Here is a 22,302-nt window from a genome sequence, read left to right as displayed (position 1 = left end):
TTCATATTTGAGATTTTACTCAAAATGACCTAAGCATACTCGATTGCCTTTATAATATTAGAATCAAGTTACTAATTTATCTTAGTATATATTTTTCTTGTATTGCATATACAGTTGTTGTATTTCTTCCATACTTCTTTTTAATTCTATTTGTAAATCTGAAGCAGTCTGATAATCTTTATTTTCTACAGCTTCTCTTACTCTAGTAAATAGAGATTCTCTAGTTAAAGTGTCCTTCATAATGTTGAACTTCAAATCTGATATTGAATTCCAAACCACTTCATCAAGTGCATCCATATTTTCTTTTGTGTGTATTTTGACAATACTTCTTATCTTTTGTATTCCAGCCTCTATTATTCTAGTTTTTAATTTTTTTTGCCACTTATCTATTGCTCCAACCTTAAATGATTCTATTATACTATCAGTAAATACATCACCTTGTTTTAAAGATTTTAATTTTGAAGCATATATTTCTAAATTTTTCATATTTTCATAAACTGTAGCTGGAGGAGTTCCAAATCTTGCATTTCTTTCTTCTAAGCTATAATGCTCAAATACATCATTTTCATCTCTATATGCTCTATCTTTTTCTAAATAGAATCCTTCTTCACCTACATTTTTAGACAATTCTTTTTCAAGTTCTTTTGTACTAAGACCACTCTTGGCTGCTGCTTTTATACCATCTAACATTGTCTGATAACACCCTGCTATTACTAGATATGTATTAGATAAAGGACTTGGTGATCTTAATTCAAATCTTACAGTCTTTGGATTTTTCATGTCTCTTATTAATCCAACAAGTACTGACCTATTTCTTGATGGAATCTCATAACTATGACCTAAAGATGTAACTATACATACAGGTGCCTCAAATCCAGGAACTAATCTATTAAATCCATCATTAGAAGCTGTTACAATTGGATTTAATACTTCATAATTGTAAAGAAGTCCCATAAGGGCCCCATATCCTAGTTCACTTAGATAATCTTCTTTTAAATCTTTTGGGGCAAATAGATTTCTGATACTTCCATCTTTTAGTCTTGCACTTACTCCTACATGTGTATGTCCACCACTTCCTGCAACTCCATGAATTGGTTTTGCTTTAAACGTAACTTCTAGTCCATGTGATGTAAATACATCTTCTATAACGTCTCTTACTAATAATTCATTATCTGCTGCTTGTAATGGTGTAGAAAACTTCCAAGAAACCTCTAGTTGCTCCATAGCATGATTTGTTCTTCCATCTATACTAATAGAACTTTGTATCCCTCCAACCTCTTTATGAGCCATTTCAGGGCTTACACCTAGTTTTTGAAGTATTATCAAACTTTGCTCTAAGCAAGTTCTTATGATACCATGAGTTCTTTTCCAGTATTGCTCTTTTAGGCTTTGTGATACATATAATTTCTCTAAGTCAGCTTTATCTTCAGGAGTATTAACCCAAAACTCAAGTTCTGTAGCTGCTGTTAACATTATTTCTTCTATATCATCTACTGAATCTATTCCTATGTTATTTAATACATGTGGGTATTCTCTAAATATCTCAAACATAGATTTTTTGAAATACTTGTCTGCTTTTTGAAGCACTCCTCTTGAACATACTTTTTTGTTATCATGTATTAAAAATGCAGGTATCTTTAATGTTCCAACAGGTAAACCTACTTCTTCGTCTATATATTCCATATTGTAATCTACATACCAATGACAACTTTTATCTGGCATTAAATCAACTTTTGCATTATTTAATGTCGCTATGTTATAAAGTTCAACACTCGAACCATCAGTCTGTATAGCTGATTCTAAAAATTTATCTATATCTTCTAAAAATATTTCTACAGGAATCTTTTCATCTGTTGCATTTCCCCCTAAGTCAACACCCATTAAGGAAACAAATCTTATATTTTTATTGTTTTTTAGGATTTCTCTTATTTCTTCATTAGTATGTTTATCTTTCTCTATTACATATAATAGACTATCCATTTTTTCACTCTCCCATAATTTTTATGTAAATTTTATTTTGTTAAATACAAGATAAAATTCATTTTTACTTACATTTATGAATTTTTCTTGCAAAATATTCGTATTTTATTCGTGTTTTTATTTATATTATTATATATCAAGTACAAAAAGTTCGCAATATTTTTTATTGGAAAAAATATTCTACATACAATAGTTTAACATTTTTATAAATATAGGGTATACTAAAATAAAAGTATTTTTGTTTAAAAATTTAATTTGACTTATAATATAATCTATAGTAGCAATAATAAAAAAATTTAGGAGATAAACTTTATGGAATACATAATTTTCGATTTGGAATTTAATCAAGGATTTGATAAAAAATTTAACAAGACTGTATCCAATGAAAAGTGTCCTTTTGAAATCATACAAATAGGAGCAATTAAATTGGATTCTAAATTCAATATAATAGATACATTTAATAGCTATGTGAAACCTACAATATACAAAGAAATACACCCTTTTATTAGTCGCATGACTAATATTAAAGATTCTGATTTTAATGGTTCACCTACTTTTCCTGAAGTTTACAACAAGTTCATAAAATTTATATCATCACAAGACCCTATATTATGTGTATGGGGAGCTGGAGATTTAAAGGAATTGTACAGGAACATTAATTACCATAAGCTAGCATCAAATACCTTACCTAAGTCTTATATTAATATTCAACAGCATGCATCTAAATATTTCAATAACCCAGCAGGAAAAAGTATTGGATTACAAAATGCTATTTCCTTATTGCAACTCGATGAAAAAATGTCTTATCACAACGCTTTAAACGATGCATACTATACTGCTAAGGTCTTTATTAATATATACAATCCAAGTATAGTGCCAGATATATATGTGTATACAAGCATTAGACCTAAAACTATAAAATATTCTAATAAAAAGAAAGTTGATTATGATAAGTTATTTGATGAATTTAAGAAGATTTTAAATCGTGAATTGAGTAAAGATGAGAAAAGAATTATTAACTTAGCTTATAACATGGGAAAAACAAATCAATTTGCATTAGAAAATGCTACTCAAAGAAAAAACAAATAGAATTTACTTAGGTTAAAAATAGGCATGTAGATTAAAACATAATCATATTTAAATGTATATCTACAGCCCAATTTTTATCCTTATTAATCTTTATTTTATCTCTAATTCAACTGGACAATGGTCTGAACCTAGTACTTCAGTGTGAATATTTGCACCTATCAATCTATCTTCTAATTTCTTAGATGTACAAAAATAATCTATTCTCCATCCTGCATTATTTTTTCTTGCATTAAATCTATATGACCACCAACTATAGACACCTTCTTTATCAGGATTAAAGTATCTATATGTATCTATGAACCCACTATTTAATAGTTTAGAAAATTTTTCTCTTTCTTCCTTAGTAAAACCTGCATTTTTCATATTATTTTTAGGATTTTTTAAATCTATCTCTGTATGTGCAACATTCATATCCCCACATACAATTACAGGCTTCTGATTATCTAATTTAACTAAATAGTCTATAAAATCATCTTCCCATCTAGTTCTATATTCTAATCTCTTCAACTCAGATTGAGAATTTGGTGTATATACAGTGACAAAATAAAAATCTTCAAATTCTAAAGTTATGACTCTACCTTCCTTATCATGTTCTTCTATATTTATTCCATACATTACTTTTAAAGGCTCTTTTTTTGTAAATATAGCAGTACCTGAATAACCTTTTCTCTCAGCATAATTCCAGTATTGAAAATATCCTGGTAAATCTAATTCTATTTGTCCTTCTTGTAATTTAGTTTCTTGTAAGCAAAATATATCTGCATCAACCTCTTTGAAAAAGTCTAAAAATCCTTTCCCAACACAAGCTCTTATTCCATTAACATTCCATGATATAAATTTCATATTATACTCCTCATCTAAACAGTAAATTTCTTTTAATTTTTTCATTTGTTTTTATTTTAACAACACGACACTATAATTTTATCTAAAAATTACTATTTACTTAATACCTTAAAAATATATATTTTAATCAATTTTTAATTTTTTTGTTAACTCTTCAGGGATTATTGAGGAAACATACATATTTGTTCCAAGCTCGAATCCTCCAAAATTATATTTTCTTGGGATTATATGCATATGAACATTAAAATATGATTTTGTTTCAATATTTGTTGGATGAGTGTGAATACATAAGTTAAATGGCATATATCCATTGACATTGTACAGTTTCTTAAATAACTTCTCAAATATCATGGAAAGTTCTTTTACATTATTATCATTTAACTCATCAAATTTTATTTTATCTTTAAATATTACTCTTACTTCTCCACTATATTTAGTTGCATATGGAACAAGCACTATAAAAGCTTCTCCATTATAAACAACTCTTGTATTTAAATTTATTTCATTTTCTATTAAATCATCATACAAAGAGCTATTATTACTATCATAATACTCTTTTGAAACTAATAATTCATTAGTAATTTCAGGAGGAATAAAGGACATAGACAGTATCTGAGCATGTGGATGCATTAAAGATGCGCCAGCTTTTCTCAAGAAGTTTTTAAAGATACTAACATACTCTACTTTGTCATTTTTCGACATTTCTCTAAATCTGTCTCTATACATAAAAAAAACATCTTCAAATTCTTTTTGATTCATGTTATAAAAATTACTATTATGTTTATCGCTCTCTATCATCACTTCATGAATACCATATACATCTCTTGCCATATCATCAATTATAGGAAATTTATTATAAATAGACTTCACAAGCCATCCTTCTTCACCCTCTATTTCAAATAGTGTATCAGTTGCATAAGCCTCATTTCCCTTACAAAATGGGCATCCTTCTTCATATTCCTTAGTATCTTCATCTTCATTTGGTATATCTGCTGTATCCAAAGGTCTTTTCAATCTATCAGTAGCAAATATAACAACATCATTAGTAATTGGATCTATTCTTAATTCTTTCATAATTAACACCTCTTAGTTAATAGCCTTTAATATAATTATATGATATTTATCGTATCTGTTAAATAAATTTATAATATTTTTTATAAATTTGCGTATTTACCCTTATATATTTTTATCTATAAATAGAGGATTATAACAAAAAATTACTATCTATACACCAAAACATTATCTTATCATAAATTAATTTACCGATGTATAATTTATTGGCATGGACACAGGTATTTCACTGTAATTTGTTAAAAGTTTATTTTAGAGCTATATTAATTTTTTTTGATGATTTTTACCTATAAGTATGTTATTATTATCTTGTAAAGATGTCTTGTATTCAAACATACAATTTACATAATACAATATACGTATTTAAATTAAATAGGGGGTATTAAAATGAATTATTCAAACAGAGTTAGTGCAATGCAGGCCTCTCCAATCAGAAAACTTGTTCCATTTGCACAAGCAGCAAAAGATAGAGGAATCAAAGTATATCACTTAAACATAGGACAACCAGATATAAAAACTCCTAAAGGGTTTTTTGATGCTGTTAAAAACTTTGATAGTGAAGTCTTAGAATATGCTACATCAGAAGGTATTCCAGAATTATTAGAGGCACTTCAAAACTATTATAAAACTTATGATATGCATTTTGAAAAAGATGAATTACTAGTAACTAATGGTGGTAGTGAAGCTTTACTTTTCACTATGATGGCAGTTTGTGACCCAGGGGATAATCTATTAGTTCCAGAACCATTCTACACTAACTACAATGGATTTGGTCAATGTGTAAATGTAGAAGTTAATGCTGTTACAACAAAAGCGGAAAACGGTTTCCACCTTCCATCTAAAGAAGAAATAATGTCTAAAGTGGATGATAAAACTAAAGCTATAATTCTTTCTAATCCAGGAAATCCAACTGGTGCAATCTATACAAAAGAAGAACTTAATATCCTAGCTGAAATAGCTAAAGAAAAAGATTTATGGATAATAGCAGATGAAGTTTATAGAGAATTTGTTTATGATGGACTTGAGTACACAAGCTGTGGTAACTTAGAAGGTGTACAAGATAGAGTTATCATAATAGACAGTGTTTCTAAAAGATACAGTGCTTGTGGTGCTAGAATTGGTTCTATCGCTTGTAAAAATAAAGGTCTTATCGCTCAAATACTTAAATTATGTCAAGGAAGACTTTGTGTTCCTACATTAGAGCAAATAGGAGCTGTTGAATTATACAAAACTCCAGTTTCTTATTTCAAAGAAGTTAATGAAGAATACAAAAAAAGAAGAGATGTATTATACAATGAATTAATGAAAGTTGATGGCGTTATATGTAAAAAACCAACTGGTGCTTTCTATATAGTTGCTAAATTACCAGTTGAAAATGCAGAAGATTTCACAATCTGGATGTTAAAAGAATTCAACAAAAACAATGAAACAGTTATGGTTTGCCCTGCTGAAGGATTCTATGCTACTCCAGGTTTAGGACGTGACGAAATAAGATTGGCTTACATCCTAAATGAAACTGACCTTCATAGAGCTGCTACATTATTAAAAGAAGGTTTAGAGCAATATGTAGCTTTACACAAATAAATTCTTGAAATATTAATTTATATAAATTTAATGATATAAAAATATCCCCTTTTCAGATGTTATTTGAAGAGGGGATATTTTTTCTATTTAAATTCTTCTTTATTTAATATATATTGAAGAGTATTTATTGCCTCTAAATACTTTCTTCTATCTTCTTCAGTCAATTTAGAAAGCTTTTCTCCTAGACCATCACTTAATTTATCCATAAAATCAGAAGCTATATTGCCCCCTTCTTCAGTAATATCAATTAAATACTTTCTTCTCTGAACCTCCCATGACTAAAGTCACAGGGTTCCTGTTTCATAGAATCTTGCATACTGAAATATGTCTTACCAATTCTCCACAGGCTATCCCCGTAGTTCCTACGGTTCTTACATAAGTTATTTATTTTAAACTGTTATTAGTCTTAGTCCTTCTTTTAATATATTTATACTTGCATTTATATCTCTATCATGAGTTACATTACAACAAGGACAAATCCATTCTCTTACAATACTACTCCTTAAAAGGTGCAGTCTATGGAATCTATAAAGAAGATGGTACGAAAGTTACCACCATCACAACAGACGAATACGGAAAAGCTATTTCTTCAAATATTAAGCTAGGAAAATACTATGCTCTTGAAAAACAGCTCCAGCAGGTTATGTATTGAATCAAAACAAGATTCCATTTGAGTTAAAATATGCAGGTCAAACCGTAGATACTGCGGTTCAATCTACTACTGTAAAAGAAGTCGTTATCACTGGTGGCTTTGACCTTGTGAAGTTTGGAAACTATGACTGGCAAACAACATTAGCTAGTATCTTAAATCCAAAAGAAATCATTGAGAAACAGGTTGTTGATACGAATAGCATTGAGAGTTTTGTAGAATCCTTTAGCAAGGAATATTTTTCATGGCAACAGTCGCAAGATTCACAGGACAAACGAATTGAACGTTTGAAGAATTATCTGACTGAAAACCTACAACAGTTGAATACTGAAATGGTTCGCTCGGATATTCCTACTAGTTCTATTGTCAACAGCTTTCAAGTATGGAGTGTGACACAGAACAATGAAGAAAATGCCTATGATGTACTCTTTTCAGTAGGACAACAGATTTCAGAGGGCGAGAACAAAAAGAATATCGCTTCCACCTATACTGTTACTGTCTATGTAGATGAAGTAGGCAATATGGTAATTATTAAGAACCCTACCATTGACAGCAAGCCACAAAAGGCAAGCTATGAGCCTGTACTTTCTGATAGTGACGGAACGGTGGACGCAAATACAACAGATGAAATTAATAGTTTCCTAGACACATTCTTCAAACTCTATCCTACTGCAACAGAAAAAGAGCTATCTTACTATGTAAGTAATCAAGCACTTGATGTAATTAATAAAGATTATGTATTTGTGGAACTTGTGAATCCTGTTTATACACAAGTTAACAATCAAGTGACTGCTATTGTAACAGTGAAATACCTTGATAAGGAAACCAAAGTTACACAGTTTTCCCAGTTTGAGCTTACTTTGCAGAAAAATGACAACTGGAAAATAATAATGGAATAGTTTCTATGTAAATATATTTTTACTACCTTACCTAACTAATTGAAAGATGATATAATTTAATCAAAGATTTGGTAAGGAGGGATGAATATACATTTAATTGATTTTATGAATGAAGATATTAAAAAGAAGCTTGTTAAAAAAACGTATAAAAAGAAAGAGACTATTCTTTTTGCTGAGCAAGAAAATGAATATGTAATTCTTATGATTGACGGTATTGCAGAAGCATTCATCTTAAATGTGAAAGGAAACATCTCAACTATTCATCTTTATAGAAGTGGTAGTTTTTTTGGAGAAATGGAACAATTTAATGATGGGAAAAAACCCGTTGAAATTGTCGCTTTCACAGATTGTAATGTATATAAACTTCATAGAGATGATTTTTTAAACTGGTTAAGGGGAGATTTTGAAGCTACAAAATTTCTGATTCGAGAAATATCTAGTAAATTAGTTGTAAATGCTGAATTAATTGAAGAATTATCATCTTTAAGTGTTAAAGAACGACTTCTGAGGTGTATATCCTTACACTATTATAGAAGTGAATTAAATCTGCTTACCAAAAAACAGCTTGCTAGCGAAGTAAACGCTCCAATTAGAAGCATTAATCGTGCTATAAATGAATGTGTACAAGAACATCTAATTGCTTATGAAAACAAAAGATTTAGTGTAATTAATCAGCGAGAGGTATTAAAGAATCTTCCTACAACATAAGTATAATTTCAAAAAAGTATTGGATAATAATTATTCAATACTTTTTTATTTCGGGTCAAGTGACCTATTTTTTTTTATTTCTTCATTATATAATACTCCTATGCATAATTATGTTGGATTGATAGCTAATAAAAGAAAGTGAGAGGTGTTATATTATGACTAAAACACAACAGGAAATGATACAAAACGTATTAGAATTTTCAAAAAGAGATAGTAGGATAATAGGACTTGCAATTAGCGGTTCTTATATCACAAAATCGTTAGATGAATATTCTGATTTGGATTTTCTGATTGTAGCAGATGATAAATCCTATGAAGAAGTTATCGAAGAGAGATTACTTATTGCGGAACAGTTTGGAACATTAGTTTCTGCTTTTACTGGCGAACATGTTGGAGAACCTCGATTGATAATTTCCCTCTATGATTCCCCTGTTCTTCATGTTGATTTTAAGTTTACAACCTTAGATGGTTTACTAGATAGGGTTGAAGATTCAGCTATTCTCTATGAAGAAAACAACTGCATAACAGAAATTTATTCTAAAAAAGAAGCATACTTCCCAACTCCAGACTTACAGTGGATTGAAGATAGATTTTGGATTTGGGTTCATTACGCTTGCACTAAGATTGGACGTAGAGAACTATTTGAAACAATTGATTTTTTATCTTTTTTAAGACAATCAGTACTTGCCCCATTAATACAGCTTCTCTTAGGTAAATTACCTCGTGGAGTTAGAAAAATTGAATTGGACGCACCCCAATATATTGAATCATTAGAAAAGACGGTTGCTACCCATGAATATGAAAGCTGTGTTAATGCATTGCAGGCTACTATCAACCTGTATCTTGAGTTAAGAGAGGAATTATCACAAAGTCCTATTATCCGAAAGGTTGAAGCTGAAAGGGTTGCATTACAGTATTTTCAAGATTTAATCAAATAAACCCAAAGTAAAAAAACATTGAATAGTAAATTTGAAAGTAACAGTATGGAGGATAACTATGAGTGATATTTTAAGTAGAATTACAAATAAAATTGGGGATAAGAATATAGTTGATAAGTTATCAGCTCTATCAAAATCAGATTTGAACTCACTTCTATTAGAAGTGTTTGATAGACAAGCAAATACTTTAACTGCAACTGATATTCTAAAGTCATACCAACTAAATAGATTTACTATCCCTAGTGGTATAGATCCAGAAGAAATTCATGCTTTGGAATCAAAATTATTGAGAAAAGCATTCAATATGGATATCAAGACGATTATGCTTTCTCCCTCTGCTCCATTAGGTAGCTGTAGCGTTTTTGGCTCCGTAGATCAATATAACGTAGTAAGTGCTCTACGAGGGACAGAAACACTTGCAGACCCCTCAAATATGTTGGCAATAATTATTGCTGATAAATTAAAAAGAAAAGAAGAAAATAATACCATACCTATCCACATGGCTACTACTGCTAGGGCAATAAGAGCACAAAATTTTGTAGGTAAAGGTCTATATTCACATTTTGGCTTATATTGTATGGTTTCATCTGGTATAGATACAGGGTCTTACACTTGTGAAAAAATGTTGTTAGAAAAGCACTTAAACTATTATAAAGATATATTAAGTGAAATAGAAAATGTTCGTTTCTCTATTATTCTACGCAAAAGAAACGGATACAAAGATAATGACGGATTTTTCGACAGAATGGTTGAAACTATCAAACTTATTTTTCCTAATATAGAGTTATCAATTCATAATGATGATGTTGATAATAATTATTATAAAGGTATCAATTTCAAATTATCGGTCAAACAAGGAAATGAAACCATTGAAATAGTTGACGGTGGATTTGTTGACTGGACTTATCAAATGCTTGGAAATAAAAAAGAACGCTGTTTGATAAGTGGTATTGGCTTAGAAAGATTTCTTGTAGCTGTTTCATAAAAGGAGAAGAAAAATGGAACTTATAGAGTGGGATTATGCTTATATTACCGATTTAGTTGAGTTTGCGAATGATAAAGAAATTGCAAATAATCTTCGTGACAACTTCCCCCACCCTTATAAGGAGCAAAACGCTAGAGATTTTATTAGTTTTTGTTTGGCAACTCCAGATGTTAAACAACTTAGCTATGCTATTTTTTATCAAGAAAGGGCTATTGGAAGTATCTGCCTAACATTTGAAGAAGATACCTCTATTAATAAAAATGCTGAATTAGGTTACTGGCTTTCTAGGAACTATTGGGGCAAAGGGATAGCAACAAATGCAGTAAAAGAAATATGCAAAATTGCCTTTGAAAAATACAACCTTAACAAAATTCATGCTAATGTATATTCCTACAATAGAGGGTCAAGTAAAGTATTGGAAAAATGTGGTTTTAAGATTGAAGAATACTGTCACAATTCCATAATAAAGAATAGAAAAATGCCGATACTCCTTGTAGATACATGATATATCGGCATTTACCAACTTATGAAAAAATAATCAAATTTAATATAAGTTTTTTTTATGACAAACTATACAATAAAATTAAACTACTAATTAAAGATACTTTTTTATTTACAAAGTATTTGCTATCTGTTGAATTGTATTTTTCAAATCTAAAATCCCATATCCTTGTGATACATTAGGATATGTATATATATCAAGTTTTGTTGCTCCCAATATTAAATATGTTTTTAAAACTTGTGTAAATAATGATAACCTTGGTATATTATCTTGTTTTTCTAGATATTCCATTAATAAAGCTAAGACACCAGTAACTATAGAACTACTAATACCTGTTCCTGTTCCTGTATTATATGTTCCGTTTTTGTATGTAGATATTATGTCTACACCTGGTGCTACTATATCTGGTTTAATTCCTCTTCCTCTAATTGGACCTTTTGAAGAACCAATCCACATACTATCTGTTTTATTGTTAAATGTACCCACTGTGATTACATCATCACTAGCTGCATACATCGTTATTGTCGCAATTGAATCAGGGTCTAGAAATCTTGTATCTGGAGCTATCAGGTTTTTATTCGGTAAATATATATCATATTCTCCTCCTATTACAAGTTCTGAAGTCAATCTTAAAGTCCATACTCCAGGTTTTATATCTCTTAACTTTATCTCCAAGTTTTCTTTTCCAGAAGTGATATATGGATAAATAAATCGCATTGCATAAGTAGTATTTTCTAAGTTGAATTTTCCTCTATATACATAAAAGTCTGGAGAATATCTTATATCATGACTAACTTCACCTGAAGGAGATATTATCTGTGCTCCTATTTTATCTGGACCATTTGTATTTAGTGTTATATCAAGTGCATAGTCATCCCCATCTTGTATTATTACATCTTGTACTTCACCTACACTACTAAATCTGCCAGAATAATGAATATCTGTATTGCCTTGATTACCTGCACCACTGACTACTACCACACCAGCACTACTCAACAGATTAAAAGTATCTAATATCGAAGTAGTTGCTACAGCACCTGATTTAACTCCAATAGTTAAATTTATTATTATAGGTTTATTTTCTGTTCTTGCTATATTAGTAACATATGTTATAGCAGCTAGAAAATCTGAAACACTGTAATTTATCCTTCCAGCATAATAAGTATCCACATATGATTTTAATTTAACCACTATTAAGTCTGATTCTGTAGTAATACCTCTATACTGTGAATTTACCCTTCCATTCCCAACCAATATACCAGAAGCCAAAGTTCCAGTACCTATATTATCTTGACTTAAACTACCATCATTTCTACTTATAGCTATATTTAACTCACTTCTTGTAAATTCACTTCCAAAAATAAAACCTTCTGGAGGTGGATTTGTATTTGCTTCTTGGTCCCATAGTTTTAAAACTTTACTACTTCCATCCGCATTTATAAAGTCAGGATGTAAGTAATCTATGCCTGAATCTATAACTGCCAGTAAGATTCCTCTTCCTGTTATATCATTGTATGGATTTTCATAGATATATTCAGTTTCGGCAGCTTTAGTGATAGTTTCTCCGTTATTTACATTGTTAGTTATATCAATCAAACTACTCATGGGAGCTGACTCTTCCCACCATGCTACTTGCAATATGTTATTTAAAATAGTTTCATCAAAATCCATAGGTACATATATTACTGCAAGCTGGCTATTCAAAACCATATACCTATTTATACCATTTTCTTGGAGTGCAGTTTCTATATCACCTTGATAAATTATACAATAAGATTTTTCCATAACTCCCTCCTACCTTAACACATCAAACATACCCCTAACATCTAAAGAACCATATCCGGCACTTGTATTTGGATATACTGTATTTAAATTTTTCTTAGCCCCAGCTTGCATAAATGTTTTTACTTTTTGAACATATGCTTGATTTGGATATCTACCATCAGCAAAAGTATATTGAAAATACATTGCAGCAGCTCCTGCAACATGTGCACTTGCTGCTGCTGTGCCAGTTATAGTTGCATATTTATTTCCAGGATAAGCTGCTATTATATTTACTCCTGGTGCTACTAAATCTGGCTTCAATCTATTTTCAATAGTTGGTCCTCTTGATGAACTTTGCCATAAACTATTATTAATAGTGTTATACGCTCCTACAGTTATTAAATCATCTTGAATAGCTGGATAATTTATAGTAAAAAAAGGGTCAACTTGTCTAAATCTAGTTCCACTTTTTATAAGCACTCTATTTGGTAAATACAAGTTATATATACCATTTATAATATAAACCCCAACTAATCTGATTTTCCATACCCCTCTTTTAGCATTTCTCAAAGTAATATTAGTAAACTGCTGACCTGAAAAAGTAGTTGGATATACATATGTTATAGAATAATAAGTTCCTTCTAAATCAAATAGACCAGTGACTCTATTGTAACTTGATACACCTACACTTTTACTTTCTTCACCTGAAGGTGATACTATTATTACATCTGCCTTATCTGGTTTGTTTAACCAAAGTTCTAATGATAATTCTTCTTCATCTTCACTTAACTCTAACTCAATATCAACAGAGCCACCTGCATGTAGTATTCTTCCAGATGTATGTGTTTGTGTATTACCCTCATTTCCTGCCCCTGCTGTTATACATAGACCCCTTGTAAAGAAAGCTTTTTCACTATTACTCCTATTAGTTAGGCCAGCTAGACTACTGCTACCTAAAGATACATTTATAACTACTGGTCTTCCAAGTTCAAAAGCTTTTTTATATGCATACTGAGACGCAGCAAATAGCATCGCACTATTATAAAAACCATCTATCTTGCCAAGTTTTATTATTATTAATTCTGCATCTTCTGCTATCCCTGCATATTCACTATTTACATTTCCCAATCCTGCACATATACCACTAAGCATTGTTCCTTGACCAACTTCATCCTGAGATAGACTAGGGTCATTATTTGCAATAGCTCGATTTATATCTTCTCGTGTATATTCTGTTCCAATATAAAAACCTTCAGGTGGACTTCCTTCTTTGGTTTGGTCCCATAAATATACTATCTTTGAAGTTCCATCTGGATAAATAAAATCTTTGTGTAGATAGTCTATTCCTGTATCTGCAATCGCTATTAGAGTACCCCTTCCTGTTATTGTAATATTTGGATTGTTTTTAAAGAAATTTACACCTATCTCTTCTGTTGCAACTATACCACCAAAAGTCCCTTGATTAATAGTTCCAAGTAATGACATCTTTATAGTTGATTCTGACCTTATAATTGATGGAAGTTCCAATATCCTTTGTATACTATTATAATCAGAAGCATCTATAGGTAATATGCCTAATGAATCGCTTAATTTAATAAAATTAGAGCCCATACCTAAAGCATTTAATTCACTTTCAAATTCAGGAGTATGAATTATATTTATTCCTGCCAGAACCCCAGTTTGTCTATTCATATCCTCATTACAAAAACTGTCTAAGCTAATATCATTTTTTATATTATTATAACCATCTATAAGTTTATAATTATTTTCTTCATCTTTAAATGATTTGTTAACACTTCTATATACAATACCATCAGTCTCCAAGTCTTGATTTATATTAGATAAGGTGTATAAATCTATATCTGCTAAACTTAAAAATCCAAAGCCTGATGAATTGTTTGGGTAAGATTGATTAGTTAATCTTCTTGCCCCTTTTAAAAGTAATGCCCTTAATTTCTGAGAGTATAAAAATAAATCATTTCCATTTACAATTCCCCACTCCATAAATAATGAACAGACACCTGTAACATGAGGAGTAGCCATACTAGTTCCACTTAATGCTCCACTTGTACCTCCTGGTAAAAAAGATATTATGTCTTCTCCCGGAGCCAATAAATCTGGCTTAAATACACCTAATTGTGTATCTCCTTCCCCAGAAAAAATGGATACTATATCTGTTCTTGAATTAAAACTACCTACTGTTATAACTCTACTTGCTGTCCCAGGAACTGTTACAGTAAGTTCTTGAGTAGGAATCAGAAATCTAGTATTTCTATTTAATCCTTCAGAAGTTGGCAAATATATGTTTACATTACCAGTTACAATGTCTATTGGTTCAAATATAATTCTCCATAAACCTGGATTTATTTGTGTATTTGAACTTAATTGCAAGGTCACTCTCCTTGTGAGAGAATATGGTGCTATAGGATAAAAATAACCAGTTACTCTAGTTTCTCCCAAAGTATTTCTTATTTCGCCTGAAGTCAGAGAAATTGATTGTGTTTGAGTATTTGATGGACTTACCAAATGTACACTAAAGTCATCAACAAAATCTGGCCATATATTTATATTTAATATACGTTCTCCTTCTCCAACTACAAACTCAACTTCTTCTGTAATATTATTTCGCAGTTTAATCCTTTTATGACCACCTTTATCTGCATTATTTCCAGCTGCTACAACTATATTATTTTTCCAAAATAAACACATATCATCTATATATTGTTCAAATAAGGATGTTCCCCTATGTGAGCCTTCATTACTTCCATAACTTATGTTTAGCGTAACAGGCATTCTTAATTCTAATGCTCTATCTAAAATAAATTTAATTGCCCTCATGAACTCTGTACTTCTTGAAAAAACATCTGTCTGTATATTTCCTACTCTCACCACTATTATCCTAGCATCACTTGCAATGGTTGCACAGATACCTCCAACATGTGTCCCATGTAAACTGGTTGTTGAAATAGGTATATACATATTTCCATCTATTGCATTATTTATATCTTCATTAGTATATAATGTCCCCTCTCTAAAACCCTCTGGTGGATTTCCCTGAATAGATTGGTCCCAATAATATAATATTTTAGACCTTCCATCACTATCTCTAAATACAGGTAGAGTATAATCTATTCCCGAATCGATTATACCAATTATAGTTCCTTTTCCAGTTAATCCAGTTCTATTCTTAAACCCTGTTATTCCTGTGCTTGAAAAACTTTGAACATCCTGAGTCTGTAATATGAAAGGTTTTTCTATAAATTCAATTTCTGGATAAGTCAAAAGTGTATTTACATCTTCTTCATTATTTGATGTTATTATCGCATATGATGAATTAAGTATCTCTACTGAAACTCCTAATTCTTGTTCTAATTTCAATATATCTCCATTGTATTTTACAATTAATTCATAATTTATTATAATCACCTCGATTTCTAAAATTATTATTAATGTATATGTTTTCTGTAGTTCTAAAATGTATCAGAGTATATAATTTTTAAATTTCATTTATGCAAACATATCTTCTAAATAGTATATACTATTTAGAAATACTTTAGTTTTTTAGTTCATTACACCCTTTTTTGTATGAAATCAGATATATTTTTATTATTTCAACAATTAAAAAGAGGCTTATCTCTATTTTGAGACAGCCTCATTATTATTTATTTTACCTTGACACCATTAAATTTTTTAGTGCTTTCTCCAAGCCTTTTACAGTTAATGGAAACATATTAAATTCACCTTGTATTAATCTTTGAGTCTGATACCAATAACTAATTGAATCCCATCCATCTCTCAATTCTGGATTCACCCATACTATTTTACTATACTTTCTTTTAAATATTTTTAGCCATTCTATTCCAGGAGTATAATTGTATGGTCCACGATAATTACCACCAATATTAAGTAACTCAGTAGGTGACATGGAAGCATCTCCCACAATTATAACTTTATAGTTTTTATCTATATTTTGTAATATCCATTCAGTATCAATAGATTTACTTAGCCAACATTCAGGTGTTGTAAATAATCTATCATAAATACAGTTATGAAAATAATATACTTTTACATCTTTAAAATGGTTTGATTTACTTACAGACTGGAATAATGTATTACATAGAGTGCTATATCCTCTCATTGAGCCACCTGAGTCCATAAGTAATAAAAGCTTCACTGTATTTTTTCTTGGCTTCTCAAAAAACAACTTTAAATACCCTGCATTATTACAAGTCTCTTCAATAGTCTTATCCAAGTCAAGCTCTGTTTTTGGAGTATCTATTCTAGTGGAAAATTGACGAAGCCTTTTTAGTGCTACTTGAAACTGACGCATATTTAGAACTTCATCATCTCTAAAGTCTCTATATTTTCTTTCTCCTGCAACTTCCAAAACAGCTCTCCCATAGGTTGAATTTCCCCCTATACGTATACCAGTTTGTCCCTTTCCTGAATGCCCTAATTCAGAAGTACCTCCTGTCCCTATCCAATAATTACCTCCATTATGTGGAGAATCTTGTTCTTTTATACGTTCTTCTAACTTCGCTCTTAATTCATCAAGATTTATATTGGGATTTTGTTCTAGTCTTTCAAATTCTTCTAAATTTATATCTTTTTTATTAAGCCAATTCATAATTTCTTCTGGAATTTCTTCTTGATGTTCTATTCCTTTAAAATACTCTAAAAATACTGCATCAAACTTATCAAAATTACTTTCACTTTTTATTAAAATCATCCTACAAAGGTAGTAGAAATTTGAAAAATTTGAATAACAGAGACCTTTGTCCAATGCTTCGATTAGAGTCATCCACTCATTTAAAGATATATCTAATCCTCTTGCCCTCAATAAATAAAAAAATTTAATAAACATAATTATCCAGCTCCTATTAACTATAAACGTCTTTGCATAGATTCAATATCCTCGTTATTTTTAAGTAGTATTCCTGCAAAAGGAACTTCTTTCTCTATTTTTTCGATAGGAATTCCACTCAAAGTTAATGCTTGTATCCAGTCTATTAATTCTGATGTACTAGGTTTCTTTTGTATTTCTTTTAGCCCTCTAATCCAATAAAAAGTAGTCATTACTTGTTCTAATAGATGTTCTTCTACCTTATCAAAATGTACTTTGACTATTTCTTCCATCATCTCTTTATCAGGAAATTCTATATAATGGAATATACATCTTCTCAAAAATGCATCTGGAAGTTCTTTTTCTGCATTTGAAGTTATAATAACTATCGGTCTTTGTTTAGCCTTTACAGTTTCTTTTGTTTCATTTATGTAAAACTCCATTTTATCTAATTCCCAAAGCAGGTCATTTGGAAATTCTAGGTCTGCTTTATCTATTTCATCTATTAAAAGAATTACTTGTTGCTTTGAACTAAATGCTTCTCCTAATTTACCGTATTTTATGTACTTACTAATATCGTCTACTCCTTCTCCTCCAAATTGACTGTCATAGAGTCTTTGAACAGTATCATATACATAAAGACCATCTTGAGCTTTTGTAGTTGACTTTATATTCCAAATTACTAAATCTTTTTTTAGTTCATTTGAAATCGCTTGTGCAAGCATGGTCTTACCTGTTCCAGGTTCACCTTTAATCAAAAGTGGTTTTTCAAGAGCAATAGCAACATTAACTGATGCCATTAATTCTGGTGATACCACATAATCACTAGTACCTTTAAAATTACCTATTTCTTTTTTTATCATAAGTTCTACTCCTTTTAAACAATAATTTTCTAAATGTATATAGAGACTTTATTACTATTTTTGATATAAAAAATAATAAGACAATACATGTATAGTATTATTCTAAAATTCTATATCCAAGTAAAATTACCTCTAAAATATTTAAATTTTATCTTTATTTGTCATAATTAAATGAAATATATATTTAAAAAAGCATGAAAAGAGAGTATCTTATACAAAATTTAAATTATAATAAACTTACTTTAACCGAGAATATCACTTTTTTTAGAATTAAGTTATATATAAACATAACTTAATTAATTTTCATCATTTTTAATCATAAATATAAAATTTTAATGTATTTATAATTTCATATTAATCATACTATATTAATACCGCTTTTTATTGTATAATAAGCTATAAATATTAACTTGAACTTAAATTTAGATATTTTAAAATTTAACAAATATAAGAAAGGTTGTGTTGTTTTGCAAGATAAAAAAATTTATTTAAATATTGTACTTACGGTGGTTGTTTCATATATCTTAATTAAAGTTATTGATAATTATAAATACTTTTTTGGAATGGTAAGTCTATTAATGTCACTATTGACACCATTTATAATAGCATTTATATTAGCATATATATTCAATCCATTAGTAAAGTTTTTGGAAAGCAAGCTAAATTTTAAGAGAATATATTCATTACTTCTTACTTATGGTGTACTCATAGTTATACTAATTGCCTTTATACTATTTACAGTTCCATCCATAGTAAATAGTTTAGCTGATTTGGTATCTCAAGTTCCTACATATATAGATAAAACAGAGCAGTTTTTATTTGATTTAGGTAAAAGTTTACAATCAGTAGACCCTAACACACTAAAAGAATACGGTGACAAAATTATGAGTGTAATGCCTAAGTTTAGTAACTTGCTTATTGGCTCACTTGGAGGAATATTTAGTACTACATTCTCTGTTGGAAAATTTATAGTACAATTTCTTTTAGGTTTTATAATTTGTTTCTATATATTATTAGAAAAAGAAAAATTCTTATTATTTACGAAGAAGATAGTTTATATTTCTTTGGGTAAAAAGTATGGAGATTTTATAATAGAATTATGTCAGAGCTTAAACATGAATATTGGTAAATACTTTACAGGAAAGATTCTAGACTCTTTTATAGTTGGAGTACTTTCTGGAATTGGTCTTTACTTTTTAAAATCTGAATATGCACTGTTATTTGGTACGCTTATGGGTGTTATGAATATGGTTCCATATTTTGGTCCAGTAATAGGTATGGCACCAGTTGTAATAATTAATTTATTCTCTAATCCGACAACTGCACTAACTTCTTTGATTTATTTAATAATAATTCAGCAAGTTGAAGTTACATTTATAGAACCAAAAATCGTAGGTGGACAACTAGGTCTTAGTCCATTTTTTACAATACTAGCAGTTACTGTTGGAGGAGGATTTTTTGGTATACCAGGCATGATTCTATCAGCCCCTGTGATGGGTGTTATAAAGATATATTTCTGTGAATTTGTAAATCGTAGACATGATAAAATACAGATGGAATAAAAATACAATTTAATTACGATTTTGTAATCAAAGGTTACAGCTGTGTAACTGTAATATTATTCTCTTTAATGGTAATATTTAATTATAGGAAACATACAATATTATTAAGTAATGAATCTTATATAATTAAACACGAAAGAGGGTTTTAGTATGAAAAAAGCACTTATATCTTTATTAGTTTTATCTTGTTTGTTATTAACTGCACCAGTAAATGAATCTTCTTATGCTGATTCACAAAAGAATGTTCCTGTAAGCCAAAATACTAAATTGACTCAAGAACAAGCTAAAGAACTTTTAATAAAATACAACAATGAAGTTGATTACATATATCAAGGAAATGCTAGCGATTTCGAAGCATTAAAAGCTAAAAATCTTAACGGTTATGTATTTTTACCAGATGCAGATGGTGACATCGGTTACTTTGTAAATGAAAATACTTCTGAGATATATTACTTCCACCCAAGTGGATATCTTGAATTAGTTAATCAACAACAAAATAATAAATAACTAATAAAAAATGGATGCAAATTGATATAAATTTAGCATCCATTTTATTTTTATTTTAAAGTTGTTTCTTTTTTTTGCAATTTAAATATTTATTAATCTTGAGCTTGCTCTTTTATAAGTTTCTTTATATCTACAGCAGGTTCATCTTCCATTTTTACAACTTTACCTTCCCATGTTCTAAGCATAACATAATCTGTTCCTTTTGATACAAGGTATTGTGGAAGTAATGGAGTTTTTCCTCCTCCTTTTGGAGCGTTAACTATATATGTTGGTATAGCCATTCCTGATGTATATCCTCTTAGATACTCCATTATTTCAAGACCATCATCCACTGATGTGTTAAAATGTTTTGTTCCCTTTACATGCTTGCTTTGGAATATATAATACGGTTTTACTCTTATTTTTAATAATTCTTGATTTAAACATCTCATTACAAATTTATCATTATTTATACCATTCAATAACACTGCTTGATTTCCTAATGGAACTCCTGCATTTGCTAGCTTTTCACAAGCTTCTTTAGATTCTTTAGTTATTTCCATTGGATGATTGAAATGTGTATTTATATATATAGGATGATATTTTTTTAGCATATTACAAAATTCATCTGTAATTCTTTGTGGCATTGTAACAAGAGTTCTAGTTCCTAATCTGACATAATCAACATGTGGTATTTCTTTAAGTTGACTAAGAATCCATTCTAAATAATCATCTTTTAATGTAAGAGCATCTCCTCCAGTCACCAACACATCTCTTATTTCTTCATTTTCTCTAATATAGTCTATAGACTCTTGTATAATAGCTTTTGACTTGTGAGAATCTTGTTGACCAATATTTCTTCTTCTTTGACAGTGTCTACAATACATAGCACACTCATTTGTTACATTTATTATCAGTCTATCTGGATATCTTCTTGTTATGCATCCTGCTGGATTTGTGTACTCTTCTCCCATTGGGTCTAAATCTTCTTGTTCATCTTCCAATTCTATATGTGTTGGTATGGCCAGTAATTTTATTGGGTCGCATATATCTTCTGGGTCTATCAGACTCAAATAATACGGGGATATCGCCCATCTAAACTGAGTACCAACCTCTTTTATATATTCTTTTTCTTTTTTAGTTAGAGTTATAATTTTTGATAAAGTATCTACGTCTGTTATTCTATTTGATAATTGCCATTTGTAGTTATTCCAATCTTCTTCTGTTCCATTTAATAAATTTAATATTTTCTGTTTTCGTTTATTTATCTCTTCTTCTTTTTCAAGCCCTCTGTTAATCGTTTTTCTAGCCTGAATATAATCATCAATTTTTGATTTTAGTTCAGCAGCTCTCTCTAAGGATATTCTAGTTTGTTCATTCATAATTCTTCGCTATCAAAATTAACTACTCATATTATTTGATAGCATCCTCCTTTCTGATGTGTTTATATCATTCTGATAGGCAAATTTAACTTTGCCATATAGATTTTATAACAAATAAAATTGAACTTATTTTTGCATTTTTTCTGTTATTTTA

19 protein-coding genes and 1 pseudogene are annotated in these 22,302 nt (G+C 29.7%); 10 read left to right on the top strand and 10 right to left on the bottom strand.

Features of this window, described 5'->3' with window-relative positions:
* Nucleotides 1-81: 81 nt before the first annotated feature.
* On the bottom strand, nt 82-1,980 hold the full coding sequence (locus tag Q3287_RS00750) for a glutamine synthetase (protein ID WP_054269826.1): 1,899 nt from the start codon (nt 1,978-1,980) through the stop codon (nt 82-84).
* A 312-nt stretch (nt 1,981-2,292) separates the two neighbouring features.
* On the opposite strand from Q3287_RS00750, the gene Q3287_RS00745 reads away from it, so the two are divergent.
* The gene (locus tag Q3287_RS00745; protein ID WP_054269825.1) at nt 2,293-3,069 is read left to right on the top strand and encodes a 3'-5' exonuclease; all 777 of its coding nucleotides are present in this window, start codon (nt 2,293-2,295) and stop codon (nt 3,067-3,069) included.
* A gap of 90 nt (nt 3,070-3,159) precedes the next feature.
* Here the strand turns inward: Q3287_RS00745 and Q3287_RS00740 are convergent, their stop codons facing one another.
* Both Q3287_RS00740 and galT read right to left on the bottom strand, forming a co-directional pair.
* Nucleotides 3,160-3,912, bottom strand: a complete 753-nt coding sequence (locus tag Q3287_RS00740) for an exodeoxyribonuclease III (protein WP_407963342.1) — start codon at nt 3,910-3,912, stop codon at nt 3,160-3,162.
* 123 nt (nt 3,913-4,035) lie between these two features.
* A complete protein-coding gene (gene galT / locus Q3287_RS00735) occupies nt 4,036-4,986 on the bottom strand; it encodes a galactose-1-phosphate uridylyltransferase (RefSeq protein WP_407963341.1) in 951 nt (316 codons plus the stop codon).
* A gap of 384 nt (nt 4,987-5,370) precedes the next feature.
* On the opposite strand from galT, the gene Q3287_RS00730 reads away from it, so the two are divergent.
* Nucleotides 5,371-6,567, top strand: a complete 1,197-nt coding sequence (locus tag Q3287_RS00730; protein WP_054269822.1) for a pyridoxal phosphate-dependent aminotransferase — start codon at nt 5,371-5,373, stop codon at nt 6,565-6,567.
* Nucleotides 6,568-6,650: 83 nt separating this feature from the next.
* On the opposite strand, the gene Q3287_RS00725 is transcribed toward Q3287_RS00730, so the two are convergent.
* Nucleotides 6,651-6,773: a hypothetical protein gene (locus Q3287_RS00725; protein WP_407963340.1), complete on the bottom strand. Its 123-nt coding sequence runs from the start codon at nt 6,771-6,773 to the stop codon at nt 6,651-6,653.
* Between the two features lie 183 nt (nt 6,774-6,956).
* Nucleotides 6,957-7,058 (bottom strand): annotated as a pseudogene (locus Q3287_RS00720) (zinc ribbon domain-containing protein); the annotation flags it as partial.
* Here Q3287_RS00720 and Q3287_RS00715 point away from each other — a divergent pair.
* From Q3287_RS00715 to Q3287_RS00690, 6 genes are all read left to right on the top strand, one after another.
* The gene (locus Q3287_RS00715; protein WP_407963406.1) at nt 7,049-7,219 is read left to right on the top strand and encodes a prealbumin-like fold domain-containing protein; all 171 of its coding nucleotides are present in this window, start codon (nt 7,049-7,051) and stop codon (nt 7,217-7,219) included. The pseudogene Q3287_RS00720 and the gene Q3287_RS00715 overlap by 10 nt on opposite strands.
* On the top strand, nt 7,216-8,115 hold the full coding sequence (locus tag Q3287_RS00710) for a conjugal transfer protein (protein WP_407963339.1): 900 nt from the start codon (nt 7,216-7,218) through the stop codon (nt 8,113-8,115). The genes Q3287_RS00715 and Q3287_RS00710 overlap by 4 nt, the downstream gene beginning before the upstream one ends.
* An 87-nt stretch (nt 8,116-8,202) precedes the next feature.
* A complete protein-coding gene (locus tag Q3287_RS00705) occupies nt 8,203-8,823 on the top strand; it encodes a Crp/Fnr family transcriptional regulator (RefSeq protein WP_009897384.1) in 621 nt (206 codons plus the stop codon).
* A gap of 155 nt (nt 8,824-8,978) precedes the next feature.
* Nucleotides 8,979-9,761, top strand: a complete 783-nt coding sequence (locus Q3287_RS00700; protein ID WP_407963338.1) for an aminoglycoside 6-adenylyltransferase — start codon at nt 8,979-8,981, stop codon at nt 9,759-9,761.
* 58 nt (nt 9,762-9,819) lie between these two features.
* Nucleotides 9,820-10,746, top strand: coding sequence for a hypothetical protein (locus Q3287_RS00695; protein WP_054277017.1), 927 nt, complete (start codon nt 9,820-9,822; stop codon nt 10,744-10,746).
* 13 nt (nt 10,747-10,759) lie between these two features.
* Nucleotides 10,760-11,251: a GNAT family N-acetyltransferase gene (locus tag Q3287_RS00690; protein WP_407963337.1), complete on the top strand. Its 492-nt coding sequence runs from the start codon at nt 10,760-10,762 to the stop codon at nt 11,249-11,251.
* A gap of 108 nt (nt 11,252-11,359) precedes the next feature.
* On the opposite strand, the gene cspC is transcribed toward Q3287_RS00690, so the two are convergent.
* From cspC to Q3287_RS00670, 4 genes are all read right to left on the bottom strand, one after another.
* Nucleotides 11,360-13,033, bottom strand: a complete 1,674-nt coding sequence (gene cspC, locus Q3287_RS00685; RefSeq protein WP_054277019.1) for a bile acid germinant receptor pseudoprotease CspC — start codon at nt 13,031-13,033, stop codon at nt 11,360-11,362.
* 9 nt (nt 13,034-13,042) lie between these two features.
* A complete protein-coding gene (gene cspBA / locus Q3287_RS00680) occupies nt 13,043-16,438 on the bottom strand; it encodes a bifunctional germination protease/germinant receptor pseudoprotease CspBA (RefSeq protein WP_407963336.1) in 3,396 nt (1,131 codons plus the stop codon).
* Between the two features lie 241 nt (nt 16,439-16,679).
* Nucleotides 16,680-17,876, bottom strand: a complete 1,197-nt coding sequence (locus Q3287_RS00675; RefSeq protein WP_407963335.1) for a vWA domain-containing protein — start codon at nt 17,874-17,876, stop codon at nt 16,680-16,682.
* A 20-nt stretch (nt 17,877-17,896) separates the two neighbouring features.
* The gene (locus Q3287_RS00670) at nt 17,897-18,718 is read right to left on the bottom strand and encodes a MoxR family ATPase (RefSeq protein WP_054270719.1); all 822 of its coding nucleotides are present in this window, start codon (nt 18,716-18,718) and stop codon (nt 17,897-17,899) included.
* Between the two features lie 467 nt (nt 18,719-19,185).
* Between Q3287_RS00670 and Q3287_RS00665 the strand changes: the two genes are divergently transcribed.
* Nucleotides 19,186-20,280, top strand: a complete 1,095-nt coding sequence (locus Q3287_RS00665; protein ID WP_054270720.1) for an AI-2E family transporter — start codon at nt 19,186-19,188, stop codon at nt 20,278-20,280.
* 150 nt (nt 20,281-20,430) lie between these two features.
* A complete protein-coding gene (locus Q3287_RS00660) occupies nt 20,431-20,787 on the top strand; it encodes a hypothetical protein (RefSeq protein WP_054270721.1) in 357 nt (118 codons plus the stop codon).
* Between the two features lie 92 nt (nt 20,788-20,879).
* Here the strand turns inward: Q3287_RS00660 and eam are convergent, their stop codons facing one another.
* Nucleotides 20,880-22,148, bottom strand: a complete 1,269-nt coding sequence (gene eam / locus Q3287_RS00655; protein ID WP_054277022.1) for a glutamate 2,3-aminomutase — start codon at nt 22,146-22,148, stop codon at nt 20,880-20,882.
* Nucleotides 22,149-22,302 lie beyond the last annotated feature (154 nt).

This window comes from Clostridioides sp. GD02404 (assembly GCF_045898275.1).
Classification (GTDB): Bacteria; Bacillota; Clostridia; order Peptostreptococcales; family Peptostreptococcaceae; genus Clostridioides; species Clostridioides difficile_A.
This window is presented reverse-complemented; position numbering and strand designations above follow the sequence as displayed.

What these genes read in the sequence shown, in the direction of transcription:
- eam (WP_054277022.1), bottom strand. Translation starts at nt 22,148, where the DNA reads ATGAATGAACAAACTAGAATATCCTTAGAGAGAGCTGCTGAACTAAAA.
- cspC (WP_054277019.1), bottom strand. Translation starts at nt 13,033, where the DNA reads ATGGAAAAATCTTATTGTATAATTTATCAAGGTGATATAGAAACTGCA.
- galT (WP_407963341.1), bottom strand. Translation starts at nt 4,986, where the DNA reads ATGAAAGAATTAAGAATAGATCCAATTACTAATGATGTTGTTATATTT.
- Q3287_RS00740 (WP_407963342.1), bottom strand. Translation starts at nt 3,912, where the DNA reads ATGAAATTTATATCATGGAATGTTAATGGAATAAGAGCTTGTGTTGGG.
- Q3287_RS00700 (WP_407963338.1), top strand. Translation starts at nt 8,979, where the DNA reads ATGACTAAAACACAACAGGAAATGATACAAAACGTATTAGAATTTTCA.
- Q3287_RS00745 (WP_054269825.1), top strand. Translation starts at nt 2,293, where the DNA reads ATGGAATACATAATTTTCGATTTGGAATTTAATCAAGGATTTGATAAA.
- Q3287_RS00690 (WP_407963337.1), top strand. Translation starts at nt 10,760, where the DNA reads ATGGAACTTATAGAGTGGGATTATGCTTATATTACCGATTTAGTTGAG.
- Q3287_RS00695 (WP_054277017.1), top strand. Translation starts at nt 9,820, where the DNA reads ATGAGTGATATTTTAAGTAGAATTACAAATAAAATTGGGGATAAGAAT.
- Q3287_RS00750 (WP_054269826.1), bottom strand. Translation starts at nt 1,980, where the DNA reads ATGGATAGTCTATTATATGTAATAGAGAAAGATAAACATACTAATGAA.
- Q3287_RS00670 (WP_054270719.1), bottom strand. Translation starts at nt 18,718, where the DNA reads ATGATAAAAAAAGAAATAGGTAATTTTAAAGGTACTAGTGATTATGTG.
- Q3287_RS00725 (WP_407963340.1), bottom strand. Translation starts at nt 6,773, where the DNA reads ATGGATAAATTAAGTGATGGTCTAGGAGAAAAGCTTTCTAAATTGACT.
- Q3287_RS00675 (WP_407963335.1), bottom strand. Translation starts at nt 17,876, where the DNA reads ATGTTTATTAAATTTTTTTATTTATTGAGGGCAAGAGGATTAGATATA.
- Q3287_RS00660 (WP_054270721.1), top strand. Translation starts at nt 20,431, where the DNA reads ATGAAAAAAGCACTTATATCTTTATTAGTTTTATCTTGTTTGTTATTA.
- Q3287_RS00730 (WP_054269822.1), top strand. Translation starts at nt 5,371, where the DNA reads ATGAATTATTCAAACAGAGTTAGTGCAATGCAGGCCTCTCCAATCAGA.